This is a genomic window from Microbacterium forte (assembly GCF_031885415.1).
In the GTDB taxonomy this organism is placed as follows: Bacteria; Actinomycetota; Actinomycetes; order Actinomycetales; family Microbacteriaceae; genus Microbacterium; species Microbacterium forte.
Genome location: NZ_CP116871.1, coordinates 641,338 through 663,561 on the forward strand (window position 1 = coordinate 641,338; position 22,224 = coordinate 663,561).

Consider the following 22,224-nt stretch of genomic DNA (forward strand, 5'->3'; position numbering starts at 1 on the left):
CGGGCCTCACTCACCCTGCACATCGCGCCTGTTTCGGGCATTCTGCACGCGCTCCGCGCAGGCGTCAGTCCGACGGAGAGCCAATCGCACACACGAAGGATCATTGCCTCATGAGCACCCGCAGACGCCGGACGATCGTTCTCCTCCTGCTGATCGTCATCGCTCTCGCACCGCCCACCGCGCCGAGGGCGAGAGCGTCATCGTCATCCTCAGCCGGCGCTGCGCATCCACTCTGGAGATGGCCGATCGATGCACCCCGCTCGGTCGCAGCGCCGTATCGCGCTCCGGCACACGCGTTCGGCGCCGGCCACCGAGGCATCGATCTCGCGAGCGCGCAGGGAGTGATCGTCCGCGCACCCGCCGATGGGGCGATCGCATTCCGTGGGACAGTCGTCGACCGGCCCCTGATCACGATCGCGCATCCCGGCGGGTATGTGTCGACGTTCGAGCCGGTCTCCTCCACACTCGCCCCCGGCGATCTCGTCTCGGCCGGCGACGAGATCGGCACGGTCGCGGCCGGCGGTCACACGATGCTCGGCGCACTGCATCTCGGAGTTCGGCTGGACGGTGCGTACATCAACCCGATGCTGCTCTTCGGGCCGGTGCCTCGAGCGGTGCTGCTTCCCTGCTGCGACGCGCCGTGACGCGCGACCCGTCTGCGGCTCACGCCCGGGGGTGTGCGAGACGGTACGTCGCAGTGAGACGCTCAGCGGAGACGTGAGTGTAGATCTGGGTCGTGCCGAGGCTGGCATGACCCAGGATCTCCTGGACCGCGCGCAGGTCTGCTCCGCCGTCCAGGAGATGAGTCGCTGCGGTGTGCCTGAGCGCATGCGGTCCGACAGTCTCTTCGCCGACGAAGGGCGCGAGCACCTCGGCGACGAGTGAATACACCGCGCGCGGTCCGATCCGCGCACCACGACTGCCGAGGAACAGAGCGGGAGTCGGCCGCGCTGTGCGGGCGGCGAGTGCGGGACGCCCTCTGGTCAGGTACGCGCCGGCGGCATCGCGGGCGGGGACCCCGAAGGGCACCACTCTCTCCTTCGAACCCTTTCCCAGAACGCGCGCGGTGCCTCGATCGAGATCGAGGTCGTCGACATCGAGGCCGCACAGCTCGGAGACGCGGATCCCGGCGCCGTAGAGCACTTCGAGGATCGCGTGGTCTCGGAGAACTAGCGGATCACCGGCGCCGGCGGCTCGGCGTTGCGCATCGAGCAGGGTCGTCATCGCATCCTGAGAAGCGATGGTGGGGAGGGTTCGCCCCCGCTTGGGAGCGACCAGGCGCAGGCTCGGATCGTGATCGACGAGCTGCTGCTCGTGCGCCCAGCTGAAGAAGGAGCGCGCCGCCGCTGCTCGCCGCGCGAGCGTCGACCGCGCATCCCCACGCTGAGTCGCCCGCCAGAGCCAGTCTCGGAGAGTCTCCAGCGTGACCTGGTCGACCTCGAGTTCACCGACGGTCTCCGCGAGGTCCCGTAGGTCTGATCGGTAAGCGCGCACGGTGGCGGGAGACAGCCGACGCACCTGAGCAAGGTGGTCGGCGAAGGCATGTGCGGCCGCCGCGAACTCCATGGATCAAGTGTGCAGGAACGCCGATCACCGTCGCGTCAGCCGCGCCGCTCGCTGACCCGCGCCCTCTGCCACCCCCCTTCGACTCGTCGCACCGCACCCTCGAGCTCGAGCAGCCCGAGCAGGGCATTGACTCGCTCAGGCGCGAGCCCCGACCGTCGAGACAGCTCGGCAGCGGCTCGCGCATCGCGGCTGCTCATGGCATCGAGCACGCGAGACTGGTCGGGATCCGTGCCTCGACCGGGTGACGTACCCGGCGGCCCGTCGCCCCAGAGCTCGCGTATCTCGGCAGTCGTGGTGACGCACCGCGCGTCGTACTCGCGCAGGAGCCGATGACAGCCGGCTGACGAAGCGGATGTCACCGGCCCGGGCACGGCGCCGAGCGGTCGACCCAGTGCAGCTGCGTGCCCTGCAGGGGTGTCTACGGATATCCTCTGACTGTGGCAATTTCTGCTGAAGCAACCTGTGCGATCTACGTTCGTATCTCTCAAGACCGTACCGGCGAGGAGCTGGGCGTTGAACGCCAGGAGCGAGAGTGCCACGAACTGGCTGCACGCCTTGGCCTCCAGGTCGGGCGCGTATACGTCGACAACGACATCAGCGCGACGAGCGGAGCACGGCGGCCGGCATTCGAAGAGATGCTTATGGACCATCCGAGGGCGATTATCGCCTGGCATCAGGACCGCTTGCTGCGCCTAACAAGCGACCTCGAGAAGGTCATCCGTCTCGAGATTCCAGTTCACATGGTGACAGCGGGGTCACTGGATCTGAGCACTCCGTCCGGACGAGCCGTTGCGCGCACGGTTGCTGCGTGGTCTCAGTTCGAGACCGAGCAGAAAGCGCTGCGTCAGAAAGCATCCAACCGACAGGCTGCTGCCAACGGCTACTGGCAGTTCAGCTTGCGTCCCTTCGGGTACGAGCGCGTCAACGGAGACATCGTCGTGGTGGACACAGAGTCAAACCTGGTCCGCGACGGGTACCGATGCGTGCTTCGCGGCGATAGTTACCGCTCGATCGCAAGGAGGTGGAACCGACTTATCGAGCGCTGGGATACCCCCGGTCTCAGACCCGTCATGGGTGGCAAGTGGGCAAGTTCAAGAGTCCAAAGACTGCTGGAGAACTCTCACTACGCCGGCATCGTGACGTATCAAGGGGAATCAGTCGAGCTAGCACCCGGGAAGTCCCCTCAGTGGACACCGCTCGTCACTGAAGAAACGTGGCGAGCGTTCAGGGACTTGAAACTGGCCAGGAAGACGAAGCGCTCGTGGGCGGTGTCGCCGAAGCACCTGCTCTCGGGGCTTCTCGAATGCGGGGTGTGCGGTGGCACCCTGTACTCACATGCCCAGGATCAGACCACGCGAAAGGGCGCAGCCGACGCCGGGAAGGCACGTCTTCCTGTTCTCGATGCCGCAGGCGCGCGCATCAAGCACACCACCTACGTCTGCGTCGACAAACACTGCGTGTCGATCCGAGCGGAGTACGTTGACGCTCTTGTCGGTGAGGTTATAGCTCTCAAACTCTCGGACCCACGCGTAGTTCAGGCCTTGCGAACAACCGAAGATAGTGCTCCCCTCGAGGCCGAGATCGCGGACCTGCATAAGCGGCGCGATGATCTCACGGACATGATCGGTGACGGACTCATCCCTCGGGAGCGCGCGCGAGAGAAACTGAACGAGATTGCGGAGCGCTTGCAGAGTGCGTTGTCTCGAATGGAACGTCTTCGATCCGATTCGCCCATTACTGACCTCATGCTTTCCAACTCGATCCCCGAGCGATGGTCGGCACTGCCTGTGCTTGCGCGAAGGAGAGCGATCGTTCGACTCGGTCTCAAGCTGACTATCAATCCCGCCGACCGAGGAAGGCGTGCGACCGATCCATCGACCGGCAAGGTGTACAGCGAACGCGCCTGGGCGATGCGTCGCGTCGCCTGGCGATGGTCGGAGTAGATTCACCCCTTTGGTCCGCACGGCTTTGGCAGCATCTGCCCACTGCTGTGGTATCTTATAGGTCGATTAAGCGAAAAATGACGAAGCCCCACCTGTAATCCGCTCGCGAAGCGGAATAGATTTGCGTCATAGGAACACCAGCGTTCCACCGGATGACGAATCCGGAAAACCTACCCGGCGAGTAGAGCGTGGCAGCAACCGGTCCTCTTCAAGGACCACTATGTCTACAACGGCTCATTTCACCGGATCGCCGACCGAGCAGCTTCTCGACCTTTATGAAGCCGCAGAGATTCGAAACCCGGACGGCTCTCGTCGCTTCGGCAGCGTATTCACTTTGCGCAGGCGGGTCAAGGACGGCTCTCTCCCCCATCGGCGCAGCGAGGCGAATCGCAAGTATCTAGTCGCGCTCTCGGATCTCGAGCACCTCGAACGAGCCGATTCGCCAGTGGCGGCCGAGTCAGCTCGCGCGGAACTCCGGCTAGCGGCCAACCGTGTCCTCTCCACCAGTGGACCGCTCACAGATGACGAGTGCGAGCACTTCGCAGCTCTCCTCCGGGGAGGTGTCGCAGCGTGACGACTCGCATGATCCGGAAGACGACCGCGAGCACCGACGTGAGCGTGGCGTCTGCAAGCCTCGCTATGGATCTCGACAACGCGATCGACGCCGGCCGAGGGGGCAATCGATGAGCTTCACGATAACTTTCGACGCCTCCCTCAAGGTAAAGCGCGGACCTCACGCGAAGAATCTCTTCCGCCATATTGCGCGCGACGTCGACCAAGCGGCCGATCACTATTTCCCTCAACGGAACGTGAACATCGTGCCGGCACGGACTCCTTTGAACGTAACGAGGGTCAACGACGGGGCGGGGGGTTTCCGCTGGCCAGTGACCATCGACGGGCGTCCGCCTTCGGACGAGTTCGACGACTATCTGAAGCACCGGCTCAGGTCTGTACACAGGCCGTTGCGACGAGACGCGGTTCTCATGAGGCCGATTGTGTTGCAACTGGACCCGACCTGGTTCGCAACGCAAAACTCCGATTGGCGCGAGAATCACCTGAGTGCTGAAGCGCGTCGCTACATGGCCGCCGCTATGGACTGGGTGTGCGCTGAGTTCGGTCAGCCGAACGTCGTCGGGTGGTCGCTTCATTTGGATGAGTATCACCCCCAGATCCAGGTACTGATGACTCCGGTGACACAGGACGGCCGCCTCTCTCAGATGGAGTTCTTCAAGGGGCCACACGACCTGAAGCGTCAGCACAGCGCGCTGCGCGCGGCAGTGGCGGCGAGCGGCTATGACGTGGAGCATCGGGTCACCGAACGCTCGAGGGAACACCTCAGCAGTAGCGACTTCCAAGCTCGGGCGGATCGACTGCGGGCCGGCGCGATGAAGCTTGATCTTGATATCGCGGAGACCGAGGCGATCGCGATGCGACTGAGGTCACGCGTCTCAGCCGTCGACAACCGCGAAGCCGAGCTCGCTGCTAGGGAACGCGAGGCGGCGGCGGCGAGAGAAGCTCTGCAACAAGCGCTCCTACGTGCTCGCGAGGCCGAGCAGAGCGCTCGACGAGCGCAGGCGAACGCGGTTCGCGCGCTGGATGATGCCGACTCCGAGCGGGCGCGTCTCGAGCAAGCCAGCGCCCGCCTCGAGTCCCTGCCGCCGTACTTCGAGCGGTGGCTCGACCGCACAACCTCGAAGGATGGAACGCCCCTTCGCGAGCGATTCGAGAGGGATAGAGCAAAAATGCGACGCCAAGCCGGCGCTCCCATCTACAACGACACGATGACACCCACGAAGCCCCACCCAGGGGTCGAGTACTGAAGCGAAGACAGGGGCTGCCCGCAAACCGTCGTCGGTAGCCCCTGTCCTGCCGGTTCAAAGCGGAGATGAAACGGGTAACCGTACGAATTCATCTGCTCCGGACCACACACGGGACGCACGCACGTAGACCGGCAGTCTGCGGGCCTGACTTGCCAAAACATCCACCATGCCATCCGAATCTCCCCGATCTGCAATCAGGGTTTTAGTTGCCCGTTCGCAGTCATACCGTCGGCTCCTTTCAAGGCTTCGCCTTGAAACTCTGAGGCTATCGATCGCGGCAGCCTCGTGCGATGACCGCAAAACGGGCGCTTTACGGCAACAGCTGTCCGCATTGCGGTCAGCCTGCAGCAACGATCACACCTCGGGCTGGAATCCCGAAGATGTCGTTCGCGGGTTCCCGTCCGATGACCGCAATACGGGCGCTTCACGGCAACAGCTGTCCGCATTGCGGTCAGTCTGCAGCAACGATCACACCCCGGGCTGGAATCCCGAAGATGTCGATCGCGGGTTCCCGTCCGATGACCGCAAAACGGGCGCTTCACGGCAACAGCTGTCCGCATTGCGGTCAGTCTGCAGCAACGATCACACCCCGGGCTGGAATCCCGAAGATGTCGATCGCGGGTTCCCGTCCGATGACCGCAAAACGGGCGCTTCACGGCAACAGCTGTCCGCACGTCGGTGCGCCAGCGGCAGCCGCGCACCATAGGGCGCGAGACCCTGGTCAAGGATGACTCCAGTTTGGAAGTCCATCTCAGTCACCCGAGTTGCGCTCCCTGCCAACCCCACCGGCCCCCAGGGAGGACTCTTCTGAGTGGGGCTGCCCCACAGCGACGGCGACTCCCCTCGCTGCTGCGCTGGTGAGGTTTCGCAGGCCCTCCCCTCGCCGTCTGCTTTCGGAATATTCCGCCGCGCTGACGTCGACTCCCTAGAGCTGGAGGCGCAATGCTCTACGGCCATCCGTCACAGTGGTGCGGCGACTGTCCGCCGTCGGTTGCTTGATTCGTCTCGCCACCATCTGGGTCGAGTCCTGCGTCGGTCATCCTGACCTAGCGGTCGCCGCCAGCGGACATCGCTCGTAACTACGAGCAGCAATCTCGGCGTGCAAATATGTATGGGGCTACAGATATACGGATGATCCCAACTAGCGCGAGGTCAGTACCGGCCGTGTCTGTCCGTCTTCCGGACCGAGCGACGGAACATCTCGACGCAGGTCGCCCCCCCTTCTTGCGATCAAGAAAACTCATCAGACTTCACGCCAAGAGGACGTGAAAGTTCAGCGCTGCTCTGAAGCGAGTCAGTGCCGCGGTGTCTCAAGGCTGTGCCGCACGAAACCCCGGGCGGCCGACGGCCGCCATCGACCGAATCTGACGAAGAAGCGCAATCAGATCCCCGTGTCATGTCTATGGTCGACGTGTCAGGCTGGGATGCTCGCGCTTGGGCAGCACACCGCTGATCGCTGGCTGCCCGAGCGGAGGCGATACGGGCCCCCTGAACGCGGCCCGCACGGTGATTACAAGCGTCCATCGCCCTCAGCGACGAATCCAATGCCAAGTTACGACGGCGAAGAGCTTCGTCCCGCGGTCGAGCGCCAACCCGTGCGCCTCTTCGATTTCGACTCGTGCGACTCCGCGTCCCGGGAAGCGATCACGAGACAGAGACCGAGTTCTCGTCTACCGGCTCCGAAGATCAGGTACGGGCTTCGGCAGGAGATCGTCAACAGAGACCTGTAGCACTTGAGCGATCGCAAGGATGGACCGAAGCGCGGGGTTGGCGGCGGTGCCGCGACGCGATTCTCCACTCTCGTACTGGCGATAGATAAAGCGACTGAGCCCAGCACGGTGAGCTACTTCCTCCTGACTCAGCCCGACCTCGAGGCGGAGACGGCGAAGTTGCACCGAGAGCTTGAGGACGAAGTCCTGCCACTCGGCGTCTGCCTCACCCTCACGACTGGTCACGGTTCCAAGCGTTGCGAGGATGGCAGCCTTGTATGGGCTTACGCGTAAGCCATAGTGTGGGACGCGTAGCAACTCGCGATCAACACGAGCAGTTTCGGGCCGGCTGAAAACGAATGAGAGGATGGCGACCGCCATGACGAACACAGGGTCCCGAGCACCTGTCCGACAGTGGATCTCGACGAAGCCCCCCACCCCTTTGGCATGGAGCGTGTTGTTCGCGGAGCTCACCGAAGGTGAGTCAGCCCGGCAGTGGGGGTTGGCGGCCGGCCTGTTCATAGTTCATCATCGCCGCCGGCATGCCCATGGACCTACATTCAGCGAGGTGTTCGAGCACCTACTTCCGGAGACCCGCGGCGTACCGTCCCACGCCGTCGAAGACTGGACCGGGCAGGACTGGTATCTGGCTCGGCATCGATTCCGGATGGCGGTGGTCTTTGCATGGAGCCGAATGGGCTACGTCGACTACGACCCGGGGGTTGCGAGGAGCCTTAGGCCCGGCCGCCGGCTGACTGGGCTGATTGAACGGAACGAGCGCATCCGTTCTCTCGCAGGAGAACCGACGCCGCCCGAATCGAAGGCGCTGCAACGCGCCGCGATGAATGCGTCTCTGAATCCCGAGCAAGCGGTGACGAGGCTTCATACGACGCGACGCTTCATCGACCGCGCGACGAAAGCCGGTTTTCTCCACGCGGTCGAGGTCGCCGATAACGAGGTTCGCTACCCTGCCTGGCAGTTCTCTCCCGATCGAAACAAGCCCGTCGTGGATGGCGTTCGCCTCATCGCGTCCTCCATACCCGCTGAATGGACTCTCGCCACGATCCACCGATTCTTCACCACTCCGCGCGCCGGTCTCAAAAGTAAACGGCAGGCGCAATCACCGGTGCGCTGGCTGAATCTGGGAAGAGATCCGGGCGCCATTGCGATCATCCTCGAGGGGTACTCGTATGACATCGGGTGAACAGTCGGAAGAAGTCCGCGCGGAGACTGCTGCAGAGGATCAATCGGACACACACGAGGCAGTGTCTCCGGAAGAGATTGCGGCTTCCCTCAGCCACCTCTTCGAGGTGGCTGCCGAGCAAGGACGCGATTGGAAGCTCATCGACGCCTTGCTGATCACCATCACGGAGTTCATTTCCGAAAAAGGGAGAGATGTGCTCACGCCTATCGACTCATCTCACCCAGAACAGCGCCTGCGGCCAGAGTTCAAGGCGCGCATCAAGGCCATCGTTGATTCCTTCAGCGACGACGAGGCCGCCGCCTTCCTATGCATCGGAACGCGGCAGGTGAGAAGACGCGCACACAATCGCAGCTTGTTCTTCTTCACTGTCGGAACCAGGCGCCGTTACCCCGCGTGGCAGTTCGACGAACGAGTGGGCACCGTGCCCGGGGTGCGAGATGTTGTGCTGGCCATCCCCGACGGATGGCGACCTGAGCAGAGTCATGCGTTCATGACGAGTGTCGGGTTAGAGCTCGATCTGCGTGGAGAACGCATCACGCCGCACATGTGGCTAGTCGAGGGTTGCGATCCAGCTCGAATCGTTGATCTCATCCGCGACCGCGAGCAAAGCCAGTGAGAGTTCCAGGAATCGTCGCAATCGAGGTCGACAAGCGCGCCGCTGCAAGCGCGGGCTACTGCAACCAAGGGGCGCGGGATGACTTCGGGCGCCCTATTGGGCGCCCGCCTTCAGTGCTGCGAGATGCATCGTTCCCATGAGGGGCTACTTCGAGTGGACCGGCGACAAGACCCCGAAGACCCCTCACTTCCTGTACGGCGACGGGCTGCTCTCGGCCGCCGGTCTCACCTGGTCGATGGAGCTGCCGAACGGCGAGAAGTCCCGCCGGCTCGTCGTCATCACCCGCGAAGCGCGCGATGCCAGCGGCGAGGTGCACGACCGGATGCCTGCGTTCCTGACGCCCGATACCTGGGATGCCTGGCTGACGCCGGAAAAACTCACCGGTGACCGGAAGACTGAGACCCTGGCGATGCTCGAGCACACCTCGAGCGACGTCGCCTCCACCACCCGCGAGCACATCCGGGACCGGAAGGTCAGCAACTCGCGAACCATCGACCCTACTGACCCGACTCTGCTGGAGCCCTTCGCATGACGGGGAAGAAGCGTGAGTCCCTCACTGCCCCGGAGATCTTCTGGACGATCATCGCCATCGGCGGAGTCGTGCTCTTCGTGGTCGGGGTGGTGCTGATGGTCAACGGAGAGCCCATCAGCTGGCTCACGTTCGTGAGTACGGTGCTGACGACTTCCCTCGCTGTCGGCGCGTTCGTCGCCAGTCGCCGCGATCGCCGCCGGCGCAGCGCCTCACCTGCGGCTCCGGGACAAAGCGAATAGCCCCGGAGCCCACGACATCTATCTTAACGGGACGCGTGATTCCGCGAATTCTCGGGAGTCACGGCGGGGCCGTGCCCTCTACGTGCACTCGTGAAAGAAGGGTACCTTCTCTCACGGCGGGACCGTGGCACGTTCTGATTCTACCGCTGGTGCCTGCGGCCTTGAATGGATCTGCGCGGCGAGCTTGCCCGGTTGTCCGCTCGTCCCCTCGGCGTAGCCCGCTCCATCATCGAGTCCGCTCGAGATGGCCTCACATCGATGATTCCAAGAGGTTGCGACTGTGGAGCCGACTCGACCTCGTCCACCTGCGAATACCGCCGTCACGACTTACTGGTCGAGGTCATGTTGTCGGTCCGCTGTCGAGGGGGACTTCTCGGCAGTCTTGATTTTCTCTTGAGGCTCCAGGCGCTCCTCGAACAACAGGCGCCAGAGCGCGGCGCGAAGCAGTGGGGTGGGCGCGGCGCGTCCGCCTCCGGGCTTCATGCCCGGACCAAGGCGGGCGTTTTCATAGTTCAGTCGCGACCGTTCCTCGGGTGTCAGTGGTGAGTGCACTTCGACGTACTCCCCACCCGGTAACCGCACGATCCGTCCAGTCTCGAATCCGTGGAGCATTAGGTGTCGATCCTTGCGCTGCAGACCAATCGCGATCCGGCGCGTGAGCACAAATGCGATCATGGGCCCTAGGAGGACCGTTACCTGAAAAAACTGGATGGTCTGTTCGAGGCCGATAGCGAATACTGTGGCGAGCAGATCGGCACTGGCGGCCCCCCAGAGGGCTCCGTAGAAAACAATCGCCGCGACGCCTATGGCAGTGCGGCCCGGCGCGTTCCTCGGCCGATCGAGAAGATGGTGGTTCCGGTTGTCGCCGGTGATCCATTCTTCGAGGAATGGGTACGATACGACGAGCAAGAGAAAGAGCGCCACGACGGTTAGCGGAACGAGCACCGCCAATGTCCACGTGCGGCCCAGCCACTCGACCTCCCACCCGGGCGGCACGAGTCGCAAGGCCCCGTCTAGGAAGCCGGTGTACCAGTCCGGTTGGCTACCTGCCGATGCGTCCCCCGGAGACGAAGGCCCGTACAACCAGATGGGAGCGATCGTGACTGTTGCGGAAATCGCCATGATGAGTCCGCTAACGACGAGGAACAGTCCTCCGACGCGCATCGCCATCTGAGGGAAAAAAGGGATCCCGACGATATTCTGCTCCGAGCGGCCGGGGCCTGCGAACTGCGGGGCACCATGACGGTAGCCAGAGCGGATGCGAAGGATCAAGAACAGGACGAGCACGGCCGGGAAGACGAAGACATGCAGGGGGTAAAGGTTCTCAATGATCCGACCGGGGAAGGCACCGCTGAACACTAAGTTCGATAGCGCGGTTCCGACGAACGGGATGCCGAGCGCGATCCCTTCCGCTATGCGCAATCCCGTGCCGGAGAGAAGGTCGTCAGGTAGCGCGTAGCCACTCCATCCCGAGGCGAGAGCCATCGCGAAGACCAGGAAGAGCAGCACCCAGCTCCCTCGTCGCGGACGACGGAAGGCACCGGTGAAAAAGTTCACGAGGATCTGCAGGATGATCGCGGCGGGGAGCAGGAGGCCAGCCCAATGATGGGCCTGGCGCATCAACAGCCCTCCGGGCACTTCGAACGACAGGTAGAGCGTTGAGGCATAGGCCGCGGACATCTCTATGCCGACGAGGGGTGGGTAGCTCCCCGCATACGTCACGGGAGCGCTGGACGCGTCGTACCCGAACATGAGGAACACACCGGTCACGAAGAGGATGACGAGGCAGGCCATCGACACCACCCCGAATAGGTTCGACCAATGCAGCGGTGCCGATCTACCCCGGAGATCGGTGAGGGCCTCGCGAAGACGGCGTCCGGCTGCGCTCTCGCGCATCGTTGCCGAGAGTCGATCAGTCAGGGAGCCGTGGTGTTCGCTCGAGAAGTTCATGGGCCCTCGGTTCTCTATCAGATAGACCATCGCGAGATTTGGATGTGGCGTGGAAGTGCATTTCGCCGTGATAGTCGAACCGCGTTTCCCTGCTGGGCTTACAGATGCGCGCGATAGGAATCCGCCGATCGCGCCTGCCATATCGCCGTTGCCGAGAATCAGGGTCGATGCCATGAAGCTCTCTTTTCCTGCCTGCCAGTCGGGGCCTCGACAGCAGGCCGCGAACGTTCGCACTGATCTAAGGATGCGTCGACTCCGATCGACGGCGAAGAGTCATTCGACTCACCGAGACTCGGTTCCCTGCCTAAACGCTGCGGCGGGCCGCCGGCATGAGGCTGAGTCCTGCATAGCGTCGCCTTCGAGTCATCTGACGGCTAACTTCGTCCGTCCCACTGGAGAAAATCCTGGAACCCCGCCCCCAGGCCGAGGTCGGAAGCGGATTCGTCTGATTCGGTGCACGGGGCTCTCGCCCGACACCGACGGATGGGTGGCTCTGTCGCTACGATGGCGGCTATGGACTCATGGGTCGAAGAAGCTGGAGAGTCCATCATTGTCCTGCTGGGGGCTGGCGCCTCCGCTCCTCAACTCCCCGTCTCAACGGAACTAACAGACCTTGTCGTCGGCCACCTCGACACTGTCTACCCAGTGAACGACGAGTCGAACATCGGTCGCACGTGGCACGAGGTTCGCCGTCGGTTGGCTGGGGTCACCAACATCGAGGAGTACTTCGCCGCCATCGATGCCCTCTCCAAGCGCGATACGGCTATCTCGAGATTCTGGGTCGACGAATGGGCCGAGTTCCCATCGATGTCCACCGACCCGGCTCAGCCGCCGACTGTCCAGTACGCAGCCGTGCTCCTTGCTCACCAGGTTCGAATCACCGTCATGGAGATCCTCACCGCCCGTTCTGGTACAGCTGATGTGTCATACCTTCGTCCCCTCGTCTCAGCGCCTCTGCAGGGCATCATTTCGACGAACTACGACCTTTTGATCGAGCGCGCCGCCGACGCTTCCGGGGTGCAGTACTCGACGGGAGCTGCACTGTGGGACGGCGGCATCCGGTGGTTCAATGAACGGCACCCTGAGGGGGCGCTGAGGCTCCTGAAGGTACACGGGTCCCTCAACTGGCGAACCTCCCATGAGATCATCGGAAGCCCGCTCCCGATCCTCGGCATCGATGAATACTCCATCGGGCAACGGGCGCCGGCCGACGTTTTCGCTATGGACGTCTCCATCTTTGGCCTCGGCAACAAGCTGAGGTCAGACCGTGCATATCCAGCGCTGGTGCGTGAGATCGATGAGGTTCTCGTGGGTGCGAAGCTGCTGGTGGCGATCGGATCCTCATTCTCCGACGTCCACGTCACAGAGCCGATCAGGCGCTGGGCGGCGCTGAACCCCGGGGCGAGGATCATCATCGTCGATCCGTACCGCACGCACTCGCTCCGACCTCATACCCCGCTTGGCGAGTTGCAGCAGGGCCTGTGGGATGGGTCCGGATTCGGGGACGAGCCGGGAATGGTCAATCACGATCGGATCAACCGAATGCGCTTTGTTCTCGAGACCGCCTCAGAAGGCATCGCTGAGCTGTTCGGCTGACGCCGGCCAGCCAACGCTTTCTGCTCCCGAGGGTACGATACGGACTCTCTTATTGCCAGCGCACTTACTCCGAGCAGTCGCGTCGTAGATTCGTTGTCATGACTCCCCCGCGAGAAGAAGAGTACTTGGCTCGCTTCGCCGTCTCGCGCGCCCTGGGGGTCACCGTCGACGCATACGACGACGGCAGCGAACCGAGCATGCCCGATGCGCTGATCCGGGCGGCCACAGGTGACGAGCCCCTGGAAGTGGTCACGGACACCGACAGTCCCTATCTCAAGCTGCGAGACGCCTTGAAGAAGCACGGTCGGAAACTCGACACCGAGCCAGGTTCGCCCGCGTGGGAGGTCACCCTCATCCACACCAAGGCGGACCTTCGCCGCGTTCGGCTCCTGCTACCCCAATTGATCCGCAAGTATGAATCAGAGCTGTTGGCGGATCACGTCCCCGAAGAACTCGAGCACCTCGGCGTTGAGGACGCCCATGCACTCCCCGGGCAGCGCGGATTCATCCACTTCTCTGCCGCGGGTTGGAACAGCTGGGACTACATCAGCGAGTTCGGCGACTGGCTCGATGGCGTCTTCCGGCGGGAAGCAGACGTTGCCCAGAAGCTCGCCCGATACGGTGGAACGAGACAGCACGCTTTCGTGTGGGTGACATCCCTGGCGTCCTGGAGCGCACTCGACCAGCTTGAGGTTGATGAGGAGAACATCCCGCAGCTGCCGAACCGCGAGCCGGATGTTCCCGACACGCTCACCGACATCTGGATCTCGAGCACCCTGGTTCGCCCGTCACGCGGCATGCTGCATTGGCATCGTGGTCGGGGGTGGTCGTGGGCGCCCCTGGAGTTGTCGGAAGCCATCTGAAGGCCAGTGCGCGGTGCCTGAGCATAAACAAGCGCAGACACTAAGAGGACGATCAGACACTTGTTGTCTGCGCACGTTGCGTGTGAACGGCTAGCCAGGTTGGCGGCCGTTCATAAATTCGGGATCCTCGACCCTGGCAGCAACCCTGATCGCACTGAGCCAGCGGTCGTGGCAAGGTACCGAACAAACCAGCGGCTCCCAGGCTCCGGAGCAAGCGTGAAGTTCACCCGCTCAGCCTGGGCACGTCTCCCCGCAGAGTGCGTGCGAATCGGCTCCTCAGCCGCAGCGGTGATGTACGAGAGGCGCTGCGCACGAACACATCATCAGAGATCACAGCGAAGCTCTCACGGGCAAGATCATCATCGACATCAGCAACCCCGTCACCTTCGACCCGCTTGCTCGGGTACGCGCCCCGCAAGGGAGCGCGGCTGCCGCTCTCGCTGAGGCGCTGCCCGACAGCCGGATCGTCAAAGCATTCAACACCAACTACGCCGGTCATCTGAAGGCCGCAAGTATCGACGACCAGCCGCTCACGGTGCTCGCTTCATCAGATGACCGCGATGCCGCGGCATTCGTCCTCGATATGGCGAGCCGTGCTGGGGCAGAGACATTTGACGTCGGCACCCTCGACCGCGCCGAGGCACAGGAGGGGCTGTGCTACCTCCAGATGGCGATCACCTTCTCTGAAGCCAATGCCACCGAGGGCGGATTCGTCTTCATCGGGTGACCCGCTGCCTCATGACCCGGCAGTCGACATCCACGATGCGCGGTCGATTGAAACCGATCCCCTGAAGAATGGACGCGAATGATGAGCACGCAACAGAACAGCGGCGAGAGCGAAGGCTCCGAATCCGCAGCCCACACAGCCGAAGACAGGTTCCTTCAGGACGGCCTGGCGGACCTTCGCAGGGACAGTCTTCGCGACGTCGACCTGCCCTCCGTGGACGCGGAGTTCGAGATGGTCGTGCACCGCGACGACGTTCGACGTCACTACGTGGCCAGCCTCGAGGAGTTCGAGGTGGCGACGATCGAGTTCAAACAGATGGGTAACCGGGTCGTAATCCTCTCAACGACGGTTGTTCCGGAGTTCCGAGGGCGAGGCATCGCTGTAGAGCTCATCGCTTACGCCCTTGACGACGTGCGCGATCGCGGTCTGCTCGTCACCATTTACTGCCCCCTGGTTTCGGCCTACATCAACCAGAATCCGGAGTATGGGGACCTGGTCGACGCGAGACATCCGGGACATACACCCAGCGACCACCTCCTCACTCGAAGGATCACATCATGAAGAACATCGCCGTCTACGGTTTCGGACGTATCGGCCGACAGCTTGTGCGCAGCGCGGTGCAGAACTGTCCGATCTCATGAAAGTTGTCGGTCGGTGAGACACGACACCCTTGAAAAGACGGGCGAGTGCTCTGACGCCAAGCCTGCCCGTCTTTCTCACGAAACATGTCGGTAATCGCGTTCTGTCCTGACGTCTTCTACCAACCCGCCTGAGACATCGCGTGGACCGTCTTGGTGCAGCGGCTCCGGCGAGGGGTCTCGGCAGATACTTAGTCTGCGTGTCGGCCCGCACTTGAGCGAACTCGGTCACCGAGCACTGCAACGGCGATACCTGTAAGGCTAAGCACTGCGTCCAACGACCACGCCCAGGGGTGAGTCTCTGGAGGAATCATGATCACAGCCTGCGTTATCACGGCGTCGCCCGCGCTGACCGGGGGTGGCTGCTGACTAGGGTGCCCCGCAACCGCGGTCGAACAACGACCATTCACACTTCAGTAGTCGGGAGGACGCGAGGAACGGCTCCGGAGACCCCGTCGCAACTTTTCCACTACCTCGGAAGGCGTGCAATTCGTGATGCGCGACAAGTCAGCTTGGCTCGTGCACTTTGGTTCGCGCGAGTTCTAGGGCGGCTTCGGTGGATGTGATTCCTCGTCCTCGACTGATGTCGAAGATCTCGTCGATTGTGTCGCCGATGCTGTCGACGCGCGCTTCTACCTCGACGGGACTCCACCCCAGAACCTCCCGTCCGACCAGGTGCAGCGCGCCTCCGGCGTTTGCTACGAAATCCGGCGCGAAAAGTATGCCCCGTTCGTGAAGGATGCGTCCTGCTTCATCAGAGGCGAGGATGTTGTTGGCCGCGCCAGCGACCGCTGCAACGGGCAGAGTGGCTGCGACCTCTGCGTCGATCACGCCGCCCATGGCGCACGGAACGAATATTTCGCACTCGGTAGTGAACACCTCAGTCGTTTGAAGGAGGGAAGCCCCGAGCTGTTGCGCGTGAGCGAGTCGACCCTCATCGACATCGGCTACGGAGACTGACGCTCCAGCCTCCAGCAGTCGGCGCGCCAAGTCTCCCCCGACGGCGCCCAGTCCTTGAACGATCACCCGCCGCTCCTTGAGGCTCGAGTGTCCGAGCTTCAAGGCAGTCGCGAGGATGGCAGCGAAAACGCCGCGGGCGGTGTTCCCAGCGCTCGACCCGGACCCGCCCTCGGCGACCGATCGGCCGAAGACATGTGTGGTGTATTTGTGGAGCTCGGCCATGTCAGTCGAGTCGGTATTGACGTCTGGACCCGTCCAGTAAGCCCCGTGGAGGCGCTCGATATTCTCGGCATGCAGCCGAAGAATACGTTTCCAGGTCGACTTCGGCAGCGATTGACGAGGCGCGGGTAGCGCGATGACAGACTTTCCTCCGCCCATGGGTAGTCCCGCCACGGCCATCTTCAGGGTCATTGCTCCTGCCAGCCGGCCAGCGTCAATCAAAGCATCCGCGGGGTTCGTGTACACGACAGCACGCGTGCCGCCGGCGGCCGGTCCGAGTCGGGTCGAGTCGATCCGGACGAAGAAGTGCGCGCCCGTCTCCGGGTCAAATCGCGCGACTGTCGTCTCGCCGCCCCATGTGAGTGCCTCGTCCCACTTCTCTGTTTGTGCTTCGCTATGCATTCCTGTTATCCGGCCTTTCCGCGTCGAGTCACAGCGTCGATTCCGACTGCGAGGAGAATCACACAGCCGAGGATGATGCGCTGGATGATCGGATCCACCTGGTTCAGGTTGAACCCGTTATTGAGGAGCGCGATAAACACGACGCCCACAACGGTTCGCCACACGGCACCCGATCCGCCTGCGATTGACGTGCCACCAACGACGACGGCAGCGATCACGCCGAACGCGAAGGTGAAGTCATCGGACGCCTGCGCGCTCGCGCTTCGAGACGCGTTGAGTACCCCGGCGAACCCTGCCGCTCCTCCGGCGAGCAGGAAGGTCGATGCGACGATCCACCCTGCCCTCACCCCAGAGAGCCGTGCCGCCTCGGGGTTGGCACCAGTGGCGTAGACGTATCGCCCGTATCGAGTGCGAGCCAGAAGCACCCAGAAGACCGCCACCGCCAGGAGCGCGAACCACGTCGCGGAGGTGAGCCCGAGGATGCGGGTCATTGCCAGCCCGCGGAAGTCAGGGTCTGTCGGGACGACAATCGACTGTCCGCTGACAAGGTATCCGACACCGAAGATGATGAAGGAAGTCGCGAGCGTGGCGATGAAGGAGTTGATGTTGAACCGGACGACGACGATCGCGTTCACCACACCGCAGACGATTCCGAATGCGATGCCGCCGATGACGGCGAGCCAAATTGACCCCGTGGCGATCTGAAGCTGGATGCCAACGATAGGTGCTGCGACGTAGACGGCGGAAAGGCTGATGTCGAAGCTGCCGGCGATCATGAGCAGAGTGAAAGGCACGGCCACGATGAGCACCGTCGCCTGCTGGGCGAGAATGTTCGTCAAGTTCTGAGGGGTGAGGAATCCTTGCGTGGACACAGCAAGAAGAACGAAGAGCGCCAGCGTCACCCAGACAATGGCGTACCTCGAGAGATAGCGGCGAACCTGAGCCCCGCGTGGTGAAGTCTGCGCCTCGATCGTGGTCACGGGTTATTCCTTCCTTGAGGGTGCTGCATGAGGTCATCCGAGCCAAAAGCGAGTAAGGCGATGGCGTGTTCTGTCACGTCATCCCCTGCGAGGGTTCCGACAATCTCTCCCTGCCGCATCACCGCGACGCGGTGCGCGATGCCGATCACTTCCTCCATCTCGGAGGACACGACCAGCACCGCCATTCCTTCTTGAGCGACTCGGACTATGAGGTCGTAGATCTGTCGCTTCGCGCCAACGTCCACCCCACGGGTGGGTTCATCGATGATCAACAGGCGCGGCTGGGTCAGAAGCGATTTCGCGAACATCGTCTTCTGCTGGTTTCCGCCAGAAAGAAGCCCGACGGGGTCCATAGCGTTGCGCATGCGGACGTCCACTTCGGCGAGCCGCTCAGATACAGCCGCCCGCTCATGTCCGGTCCGGACGAACCCGCCTCTGCTGAACTTCTTCAGCGACGCCAACGACACATTGTCCGAGATCGAGAAGCTGAGAAACAGGCCCTCGAGTTTTCGGGACTCTGGAAGCAGTGCGATTCCCCGTTCAACAGACCGCCACGGCTTCCGGCGGAGGTACGGCGACCCGTCGAGGAGCACCGTGCCGGATGTCGATCGATCAGCGCCGAAGAGTGCACGGACGACTTCAGTGCGCCCTGATCCCACGAGTCCCGTAAGGGCGACAATCTCTCCAGGGGAAACCTGCAGGGAGACATCGTGAAAACCGCGACCGCTGAGACCGGACGCGTCCAGCATCGGCCGGCCGCCGCCTTCCGGGTATTGCTTTGGCGGGAAGGCCGCAGCCAAGGGTCGACCGATCATGCTCTCGATGAGGGTCTGGGGGCTTTCTACAGCGGCTGGTCCCGAGCGAATGACTCGACCATCGCGGAGAACCGTGATGTCGTCGGCGATGTCGAGCACCTCTTCGAGGAAGTGCGACACGTAGACGATCGTGGCACCGGCATCTCTCAGTTGCTTCACGATGCGGCGTAACGCGAACGCCTCGTGCGTCGCCAGTCTGGCGGTGGGTTCGTCCATTACGATCAGCGATGATCCCCGCGCGAGCGCGCGCAGGATTTCGACCTTTTGCTGGTCAGCAATGGACAGGTCGCCGACGTAGGCAAAAGGGTCGACGAAGATGCCGCTATCTTCGGTGAGCGTCGCGTAGCGAGACCGCAACGCTCGGGTCCGCACGAAAGGACCGATATGCGGCTCGGTACCGAGGTAGACGTTCTCGATGACAGAGCGGGTGGGAACGAGTGCGAGTTCCTGAGCGACGATCGTAATGCCGTGCCGCAGTGCGTCTCGGGGCGTGGAGAACGAGACGCGGACTCCATCGATCTCGATGGTTCCTTGGTCCTCGCCGTGAACGCCTGCGATCACCTTGCCGAGGGTGGACTTGCCCGCGCCGTTTTCTCCGACCAACGCATGTACCGTTCCTCGCCGGATGGTGACGGCGATGTCACGAAGTGCGTGAACGCCATCAAACGACTTGGCGATGTTCGTGAGGTTAAGGAACGGCGCGGGCGTAGTCATTTCCTCAGCCCTTCCACTGCGCGGTGAAGTCGTCGACGTTGTCGGACGTGATCAGTCCGGCGCCGGGGAGGTCCTCGACCGCGTCGATGCCACCGGTCTTCTTGGAGTCGCGGATTGCTGCGACCATTGCTTCGATCGCGAAGCGTCCCTCATCGGCGGGAGCGAGGGCGATCGTTCCGAACCACGTGCCGTCCTTGATGCCGGCGATGGCGGGCTCCGAGCCACCGACACCGATGAGCTTGACCGAGAACATGCCGGCGTCAGCGAGCGCCAGCTGCGCTCCCTTGACCTGCTGGTCCCCGCTGCCCACCAGCACATCGAACTCCGGGGTCGCCTGAATCACGTCCTGAGTCGCTTTGAGCGGCTCGTCGGTGCCAAGGAATCCGCCCTCGGGCTCCGCCACGATCTCCACGTTCTTCGCATCGGCGACCGACGAGTCGAAGCCCGCCCGCACAGCATTGTCGAATGCTGTGCCCTTGAGGCCGAACATGTAGACGACCCGGCACGGATCAATGTCGGCGCACGCATCGACGGTCAATTGACCCAGTCGTTCGCCGGTGATCTCCGGCGGCGACAGTACAGACGCGGCCACGCCGTCAACCTGGGGATCCGCCGTGTCGAACTTGTCGCCGACGACCTGGTTGAGAACGACGACCTCGAGACCTGCGTCCAGGGCTTCCTGGACGGCGGGGACCATGCCAGCCCCATCGAGTGCGGTCAGGATCACGCCCTGGTACTGCCCGGACGAGATGACGTCCTGGATCTGATTGGCCTGAACTGCGGCGTCGAACTTCGCATCGAAGTCCGTGATCTTCACGTTCTCCTCATCGGCGTAATCCGTCATCGCGTCGCGGGCTGAAGCCATGTAAGTGTTCGCCGCGCTCACGTTGAGGAAGGCGACGCGAACCTGCTCCTCTCCGCCAACCTCGGGCGCATTTGCTGAACAGGCAGTGAGGGCGATGAGAAGGGGAACCGCGGCTGCGGAAACCCACCTCATCCTCTTCTTCGAAAACGACATCATCACTCCTCGGGTGCGGTGCGGGATCGGGATACCCCGCGTGAGGAGGAGATTACGAGTGCCTAGACGCGCAACACAGGGGCTGCATGCTCAGTTCTCGCGGAGACCCAGTGCTAAGTGCACAACGTGCTAGAAGGAGTCGAGTCTGATGATGCGACACGCCAGCTGAACAGCTAGGCGCTGATCCGGGTCGGTCAGGTCGGCGACGAGCAGTTCCTGCACACGCGTGAGCCGGTTCATCACGGTGTTGCGGTGAAGGCCCAGGGACTCCGCCGTCAGCGTCGGTGAAGACTGAGAATCCAAGTAGCTCTCCAGTGTCTCCATCAGGACTCCGTGGGCATCGGCGTCGAGGATGGGTTTCAGAAGAGTACGCGCATATTCGGCGAACTCCTTCGACGAGTACCAGCCGAACAGGATCTGCTGCACCCCAAGTTCATCGATATGTTGCACAGTGACTCGATCGCCACCGGTTTGCGCGATAGTGGCGGCTTCGTGCGCTTCAGCGAGGCTTCGACGCAACCCTGCGAGGCCGACATACGGTCGCCCGATCCCGGCGGCGACCTTCATGTCCTCGTGTTCAGCAGCGATGGCAAGCAGGGCTCGACGCACACCAGAGATCAGTTTCGAGCGCTGGCCGGCTGCCGGTTCCCGATCGGAGAAACCCCAGAGAGTCCACCCATCTGCACGTTCGATGATGGCTCCATCGATACCGTTGCGGGTGAGCGCTGTTTTGAGCTCATCAGTGCGCGCGAGCACAAGGAGCTCGTTACCCGATTCCATCGATTGGACATGGACGGCTGAGCACCACCCCTCGACCTTCCATCCCAGAACGCCGATCTGTCGCAGCACAGAGGGCTCCGTCCCGTCCGAGGCGATCACCGCGTTCAGGGCGCCCAGTCTCACGCGAGCGTCTCTCTCCTGGGCGAGGCGGTCGGAAAGAAGAGTCGCGACGAGGAACTGGCTTGCGATCTTGAGGATACTTTCTGCCCCTCGTCGCCAGGACGCCGTTGGACTGTCGCGCTCGGCGACGAGCCAGAAGCTTGGCGCCTCGTTGATGGCGAGGACGACGGGGTGTATCGCTCGTGCGGTCTGTCCCAGGAATTGGATCGTGTAGACCGGGATGCGGTCTTTCGCGACAAGGGCAGGTTCGATCGCTAGGCCGAGCACTGTCCGACCCTCAAGTCCGACTAGAGCCGTTGTCGCATCCAGGATCGAGTCGACGACGCGGAGCATCCCTGACGCGCCTTCCCGAGGGTTCACTCGACTGAGGGCTGTGACCGCATCAACGATGAGCGCAGCGAGGACGCGGTCGGGTTCGGTGATGATCTCCCTGAGGGAATCGACAATGATGAATGTGTCGAGGTCCGTCTCGACGAGTGGGATCCCCAAGCGGTTAGCGAGCCTCCGCGGGGCAAGGCCGATGTCTAACCCGGGGTTAGTGACGACGACCATGGACGCGGACGCCTCCGATGCCCATCGGAGAACGAGATCGAGGAAGTAGGTGTCCGTTCGGATACGAGAACCATCGATCACCACCGCAGCACCCGTCCGAATCAGAAAGACAGCTGTACCTTGAGGCGCGATTTGAACGTCGAGGACGCTCAGATCGACACCGGCCTCGCCGGCCAGTAGCGTCGCCTGGCTCAGCAGCGGCAGCGCAAGGAGCTGGCGCACGGTGACGTTCTCAGAGGTGCGGGGATCCTTCATCATGGC

General features: G+C 62.8%; 19 protein-coding genes and 1 pseudogene. 11 read left to right on the top strand and 9 right to left on the bottom strand.

The annotated features are described in order from the left end of the window. Positions 1-110 precede the first annotated feature (110 nt). Positions 111-644 carry a murein hydrolase activator EnvC family protein gene (locus tag OB895_RS03255; RefSeq protein WP_079112748.1) on the top strand — a complete coding sequence of 178 codons (534 nt, stop codon included), beginning with the start codon at positions 111-113 and terminating at the stop codon, positions 642-644. A 19-nt stretch (positions 645-663) separates the two neighbouring features. Here the strand turns inward: OB895_RS03255 and OB895_RS03260 are convergent, their stop codons facing one another. Together OB895_RS03260 and OB895_RS03265 are read right to left on the bottom strand one after the other, a co-directional pair. Continuing rightward, entirely contained in the window at positions 664-1,566 is a 903-nt protein-coding gene (locus OB895_RS03260; protein ID WP_079112747.1) for a tyrosine-type recombinase/integrase, read from the bottom strand. 35 nt (positions 1,567-1,601) lie between these two features. After that, positions 1,602-2,105, bottom strand: coding sequence for a DprA-like winged helix domain-containing protein (locus OB895_RS03265; RefSeq protein WP_311879033.1), 504 nt, complete (start codon positions 2,103-2,105; stop codon positions 1,602-1,604). On the opposite strand from OB895_RS03265, the gene OB895_RS03270 reads away from it, so the two are divergent. After that, entirely contained in the window at positions 2,004-3,509 is a 1,506-nt protein-coding gene (locus OB895_RS03270; RefSeq protein ID WP_311879034.1) for a recombinase family protein, read from the top strand. The two genes, OB895_RS03265 and OB895_RS03270, sit on opposite strands and share 102 nt — an antisense overlap. 683 nt (positions 3,510-4,192) lie before the next feature. After that, complete coding sequence (locus tag OB895_RS03275; RefSeq protein ID WP_311879036.1) at positions 4,193-5,329, top strand: plasmid recombination protein; 1,137 nt, start codon at positions 4,193-4,195, stop codon at positions 5,327-5,329. Positions 5,330-6,999: 1,670 nt separating this feature from the next. Here OB895_RS03275 and OB895_RS03280 read toward each other — a convergent pair. Then, entirely contained in the window at positions 7,000-7,560 is a 561-nt protein-coding gene (locus OB895_RS03280) for a helix-turn-helix domain-containing protein (RefSeq protein ID WP_311879037.1), read from the bottom strand. On the opposite strand from OB895_RS03280, the gene OB895_RS03285 reads away from it, so the two are divergent. From OB895_RS03285 to OB895_RS03300, 4 genes and pseudogenes are all read left to right on the top strand, one after another. After that, entirely contained in the window at positions 7,493-8,242 is a 750-nt protein-coding gene (locus tag OB895_RS03285) for a hypothetical protein (RefSeq protein ID WP_311879939.1), read from the top strand. The genes OB895_RS03280 and OB895_RS03285 overlap by 68 nt on opposite strands. Continuing rightward, complete coding sequence (locus tag OB895_RS03290; protein ID WP_311879039.1) at positions 8,229-8,858, top strand: hypothetical protein; 630 nt, start codon at positions 8,229-8,231, stop codon at positions 8,856-8,858. Before OB895_RS03285 ends, OB895_RS03290 begins: the two co-directional genes overlap by 14 nt. A 100-nt stretch (positions 8,859-8,958) precedes the next feature. After that, positions 8,959-9,390 (top strand): annotated as a pseudogene (locus OB895_RS03295) (SOS response-associated peptidase family protein); the annotation flags it as partial. Next, the gene (locus OB895_RS03300) at positions 9,387-9,629 is read left to right on the top strand and encodes a hypothetical protein (RefSeq protein WP_311879040.1); all 243 of its coding nucleotides are present in this window, start codon (positions 9,387-9,389) and stop codon (positions 9,627-9,629) included. The pseudogene OB895_RS03295 and the gene OB895_RS03300, both read left to right, overlap by 4 nt. A gap of 327 nt (positions 9,630-9,956) precedes the next feature. On the opposite strand, the gene qcrB is transcribed toward OB895_RS03300, so the two are convergent. After that, a complete protein-coding gene (gene qcrB, locus OB895_RS03305) occupies positions 9,957-11,753 on the bottom strand; it encodes a cytochrome bc1 complex cytochrome b subunit (RefSeq protein WP_311879041.1) in 1,797 nt (598 codons plus the stop codon). Positions 11,754-12,092: 339 nt separating this feature from the next. Here qcrB and OB895_RS03310 point away from each other — a divergent pair, with 339 nt between their 5' ends. The 4 genes from OB895_RS03310 (at position 12,093) to OB895_RS03325 (ending at position 15,326) form a co-directional block, all read left to right on the top strand. Beyond that, the gene (locus OB895_RS03310) at positions 12,093-13,175 is read left to right on the top strand and encodes an SIR2 family protein (protein ID WP_311879042.1); all 1,083 of its coding nucleotides are present in this window, start codon (positions 12,093-12,095) and stop codon (positions 13,173-13,175) included. Between the two features lie 197 nt (positions 13,176-13,372). Then, positions 13,373-14,038, top strand: coding sequence for a hypothetical protein (locus OB895_RS03315; protein ID WP_311879044.1), 666 nt, complete (start codon positions 13,373-13,375; stop codon positions 14,036-14,038). 535 nt (positions 14,039-14,573) lie between these two features. After that, the gene (locus OB895_RS03320; protein ID WP_311879045.1) at positions 14,574-14,765 is read left to right on the top strand and encodes an NAD(P)-binding domain-containing protein; all 192 of its coding nucleotides are present in this window, start codon (positions 14,574-14,576) and stop codon (positions 14,763-14,765) included. Positions 14,766-14,846: 81 nt separating this feature from the next. Next, positions 14,847-15,326, top strand: a complete 480-nt coding sequence (locus tag OB895_RS03325) for a GNAT family N-acetyltransferase (protein WP_311879047.1) — start codon at positions 14,847-14,849, stop codon at positions 15,324-15,326. Between the two features lie 584 nt (positions 15,327-15,910). On the opposite strand, the gene OB895_RS03330 is transcribed toward OB895_RS03325, so the two are convergent. The 5 genes from OB895_RS03330 to OB895_RS03350 all read right to left on the bottom strand — a co-directional run bounded on the left by OB895_RS03330 (position 15,911) and on the right by OB895_RS03350 (position 22,221). Then, positions 15,911-16,984, bottom strand: coding sequence for a Glu/Leu/Phe/Val dehydrogenase family protein (locus tag OB895_RS03330; protein ID WP_311879049.1), 1,074 nt, complete (start codon positions 16,982-16,984; stop codon positions 15,911-15,913). A gap of 5 nt (positions 16,985-16,989) precedes the next feature. After that, positions 16,990-17,823: an ABC transporter permease gene (locus OB895_RS03335; protein ID WP_311879050.1), complete on the bottom strand. Its 834-nt coding sequence runs from the start codon at positions 17,821-17,823 to the stop codon at positions 16,990-16,992. A 137-nt stretch (positions 17,824-17,960) separates the two neighbouring features. Further along, positions 17,961-19,493, bottom strand: coding sequence for a sugar ABC transporter ATP-binding protein (locus OB895_RS03340; RefSeq protein ID WP_311879052.1), 1,533 nt, complete (start codon positions 19,491-19,493; stop codon positions 17,961-17,963). 4 nt (positions 19,494-19,497) lie between these two features. Further along, entirely contained in the window at positions 19,498-20,511 is a 1,014-nt protein-coding gene (locus OB895_RS03345; RefSeq protein ID WP_311879054.1) for a sugar ABC transporter substrate-binding protein, read from the bottom strand. A gap of 129 nt (positions 20,512-20,640) precedes the next feature. Further along, positions 20,641-22,221, bottom strand: a complete 1,581-nt coding sequence (locus OB895_RS03350) for a helix-turn-helix domain-containing protein (RefSeq protein WP_311879056.1) — start codon at positions 22,219-22,221, stop codon at positions 20,641-20,643. Positions 22,222-22,224: the final 3 nt, after the last annotated feature.

Excerpts from the sequence above, each read along its gene's own strand:
- OB895_RS03255 (WP_079112748.1), top strand. The coding sequence starts at position 111 with ATGAGCACCCGCAGACGCCGGACGATCGTTCTCCTCCTGCTGATCGTC.
- OB895_RS03280 (WP_311879037.1), bottom strand. The coding sequence starts at position 7,560 with ATGAACAGGCCGGCCGCCAACCCCCACTGCCGGGCTGACTCACCTTCG.
- OB895_RS03300 (WP_311879040.1), top strand. The coding sequence starts at position 9,387 with ATGACGGGGAAGAAGCGTGAGTCCCTCACTGCCCCGGAGATCTTCTGG.
- OB895_RS03325 (WP_311879047.1), top strand. The coding sequence starts at position 14,847 with ATGAGCACGCAACAGAACAGCGGCGAGAGCGAAGGCTCCGAATCCGCA.
- OB895_RS03350 (WP_311879056.1), bottom strand. The coding sequence starts at position 22,221 with ATGATGAAGGATCCCCGCACCTCTGAGAACGTCACCGTGCGCCAGCTC.
- OB895_RS03330 (WP_311879049.1), bottom strand. The coding sequence starts at position 16,984 with ATGCATAGCGAAGCACAAACAGAGAAGTGGGACGAGGCACTCACATGG.
- OB895_RS03345 (WP_311879054.1), bottom strand. The coding sequence starts at position 20,511 with ATGTCGTTTTCGAAGAAGAGGATGAGGTGGGTTTCCGCAGCCGCGGTT.
- qcrB (WP_311879041.1), bottom strand. The coding sequence starts at position 11,753 with ATGGCATCGACCCTGATTCTCGGCAACGGCGATATGGCAGGCGCGATC.
- OB895_RS03260 (WP_079112747.1), bottom strand. The coding sequence starts at position 1,566 with ATGGAGTTCGCGGCGGCCGCACATGCCTTCGCCGACCACCTTGCTCAG.
- OB895_RS03275 (WP_311879036.1), top strand. The coding sequence starts at position 4,193 with ATGAGCTTCACGATAACTTTCGACGCCTCCCTCAAGGTAAAGCGCGGA.
- OB895_RS03315 (WP_311879044.1), top strand. The coding sequence starts at position 13,373 with ATGCCCGATGCGCTGATCCGGGCGGCCACAGGTGACGAGCCCCTGGAA.
- OB895_RS03340 (WP_311879052.1), bottom strand. The coding sequence starts at position 19,493 with ATGACTACGCCCGCGCCGTTCCTTAACCTCACGAACATCGCCAAGTCG.
- OB895_RS03290 (WP_311879039.1), top strand. The coding sequence starts at position 8,229 with ATGACATCGGGTGAACAGTCGGAAGAAGTCCGCGCGGAGACTGCTGCA.
- OB895_RS03310 (WP_311879042.1), top strand. The coding sequence starts at position 12,093 with ATGGACTCATGGGTCGAAGAAGCTGGAGAGTCCATCATTGTCCTGCTG.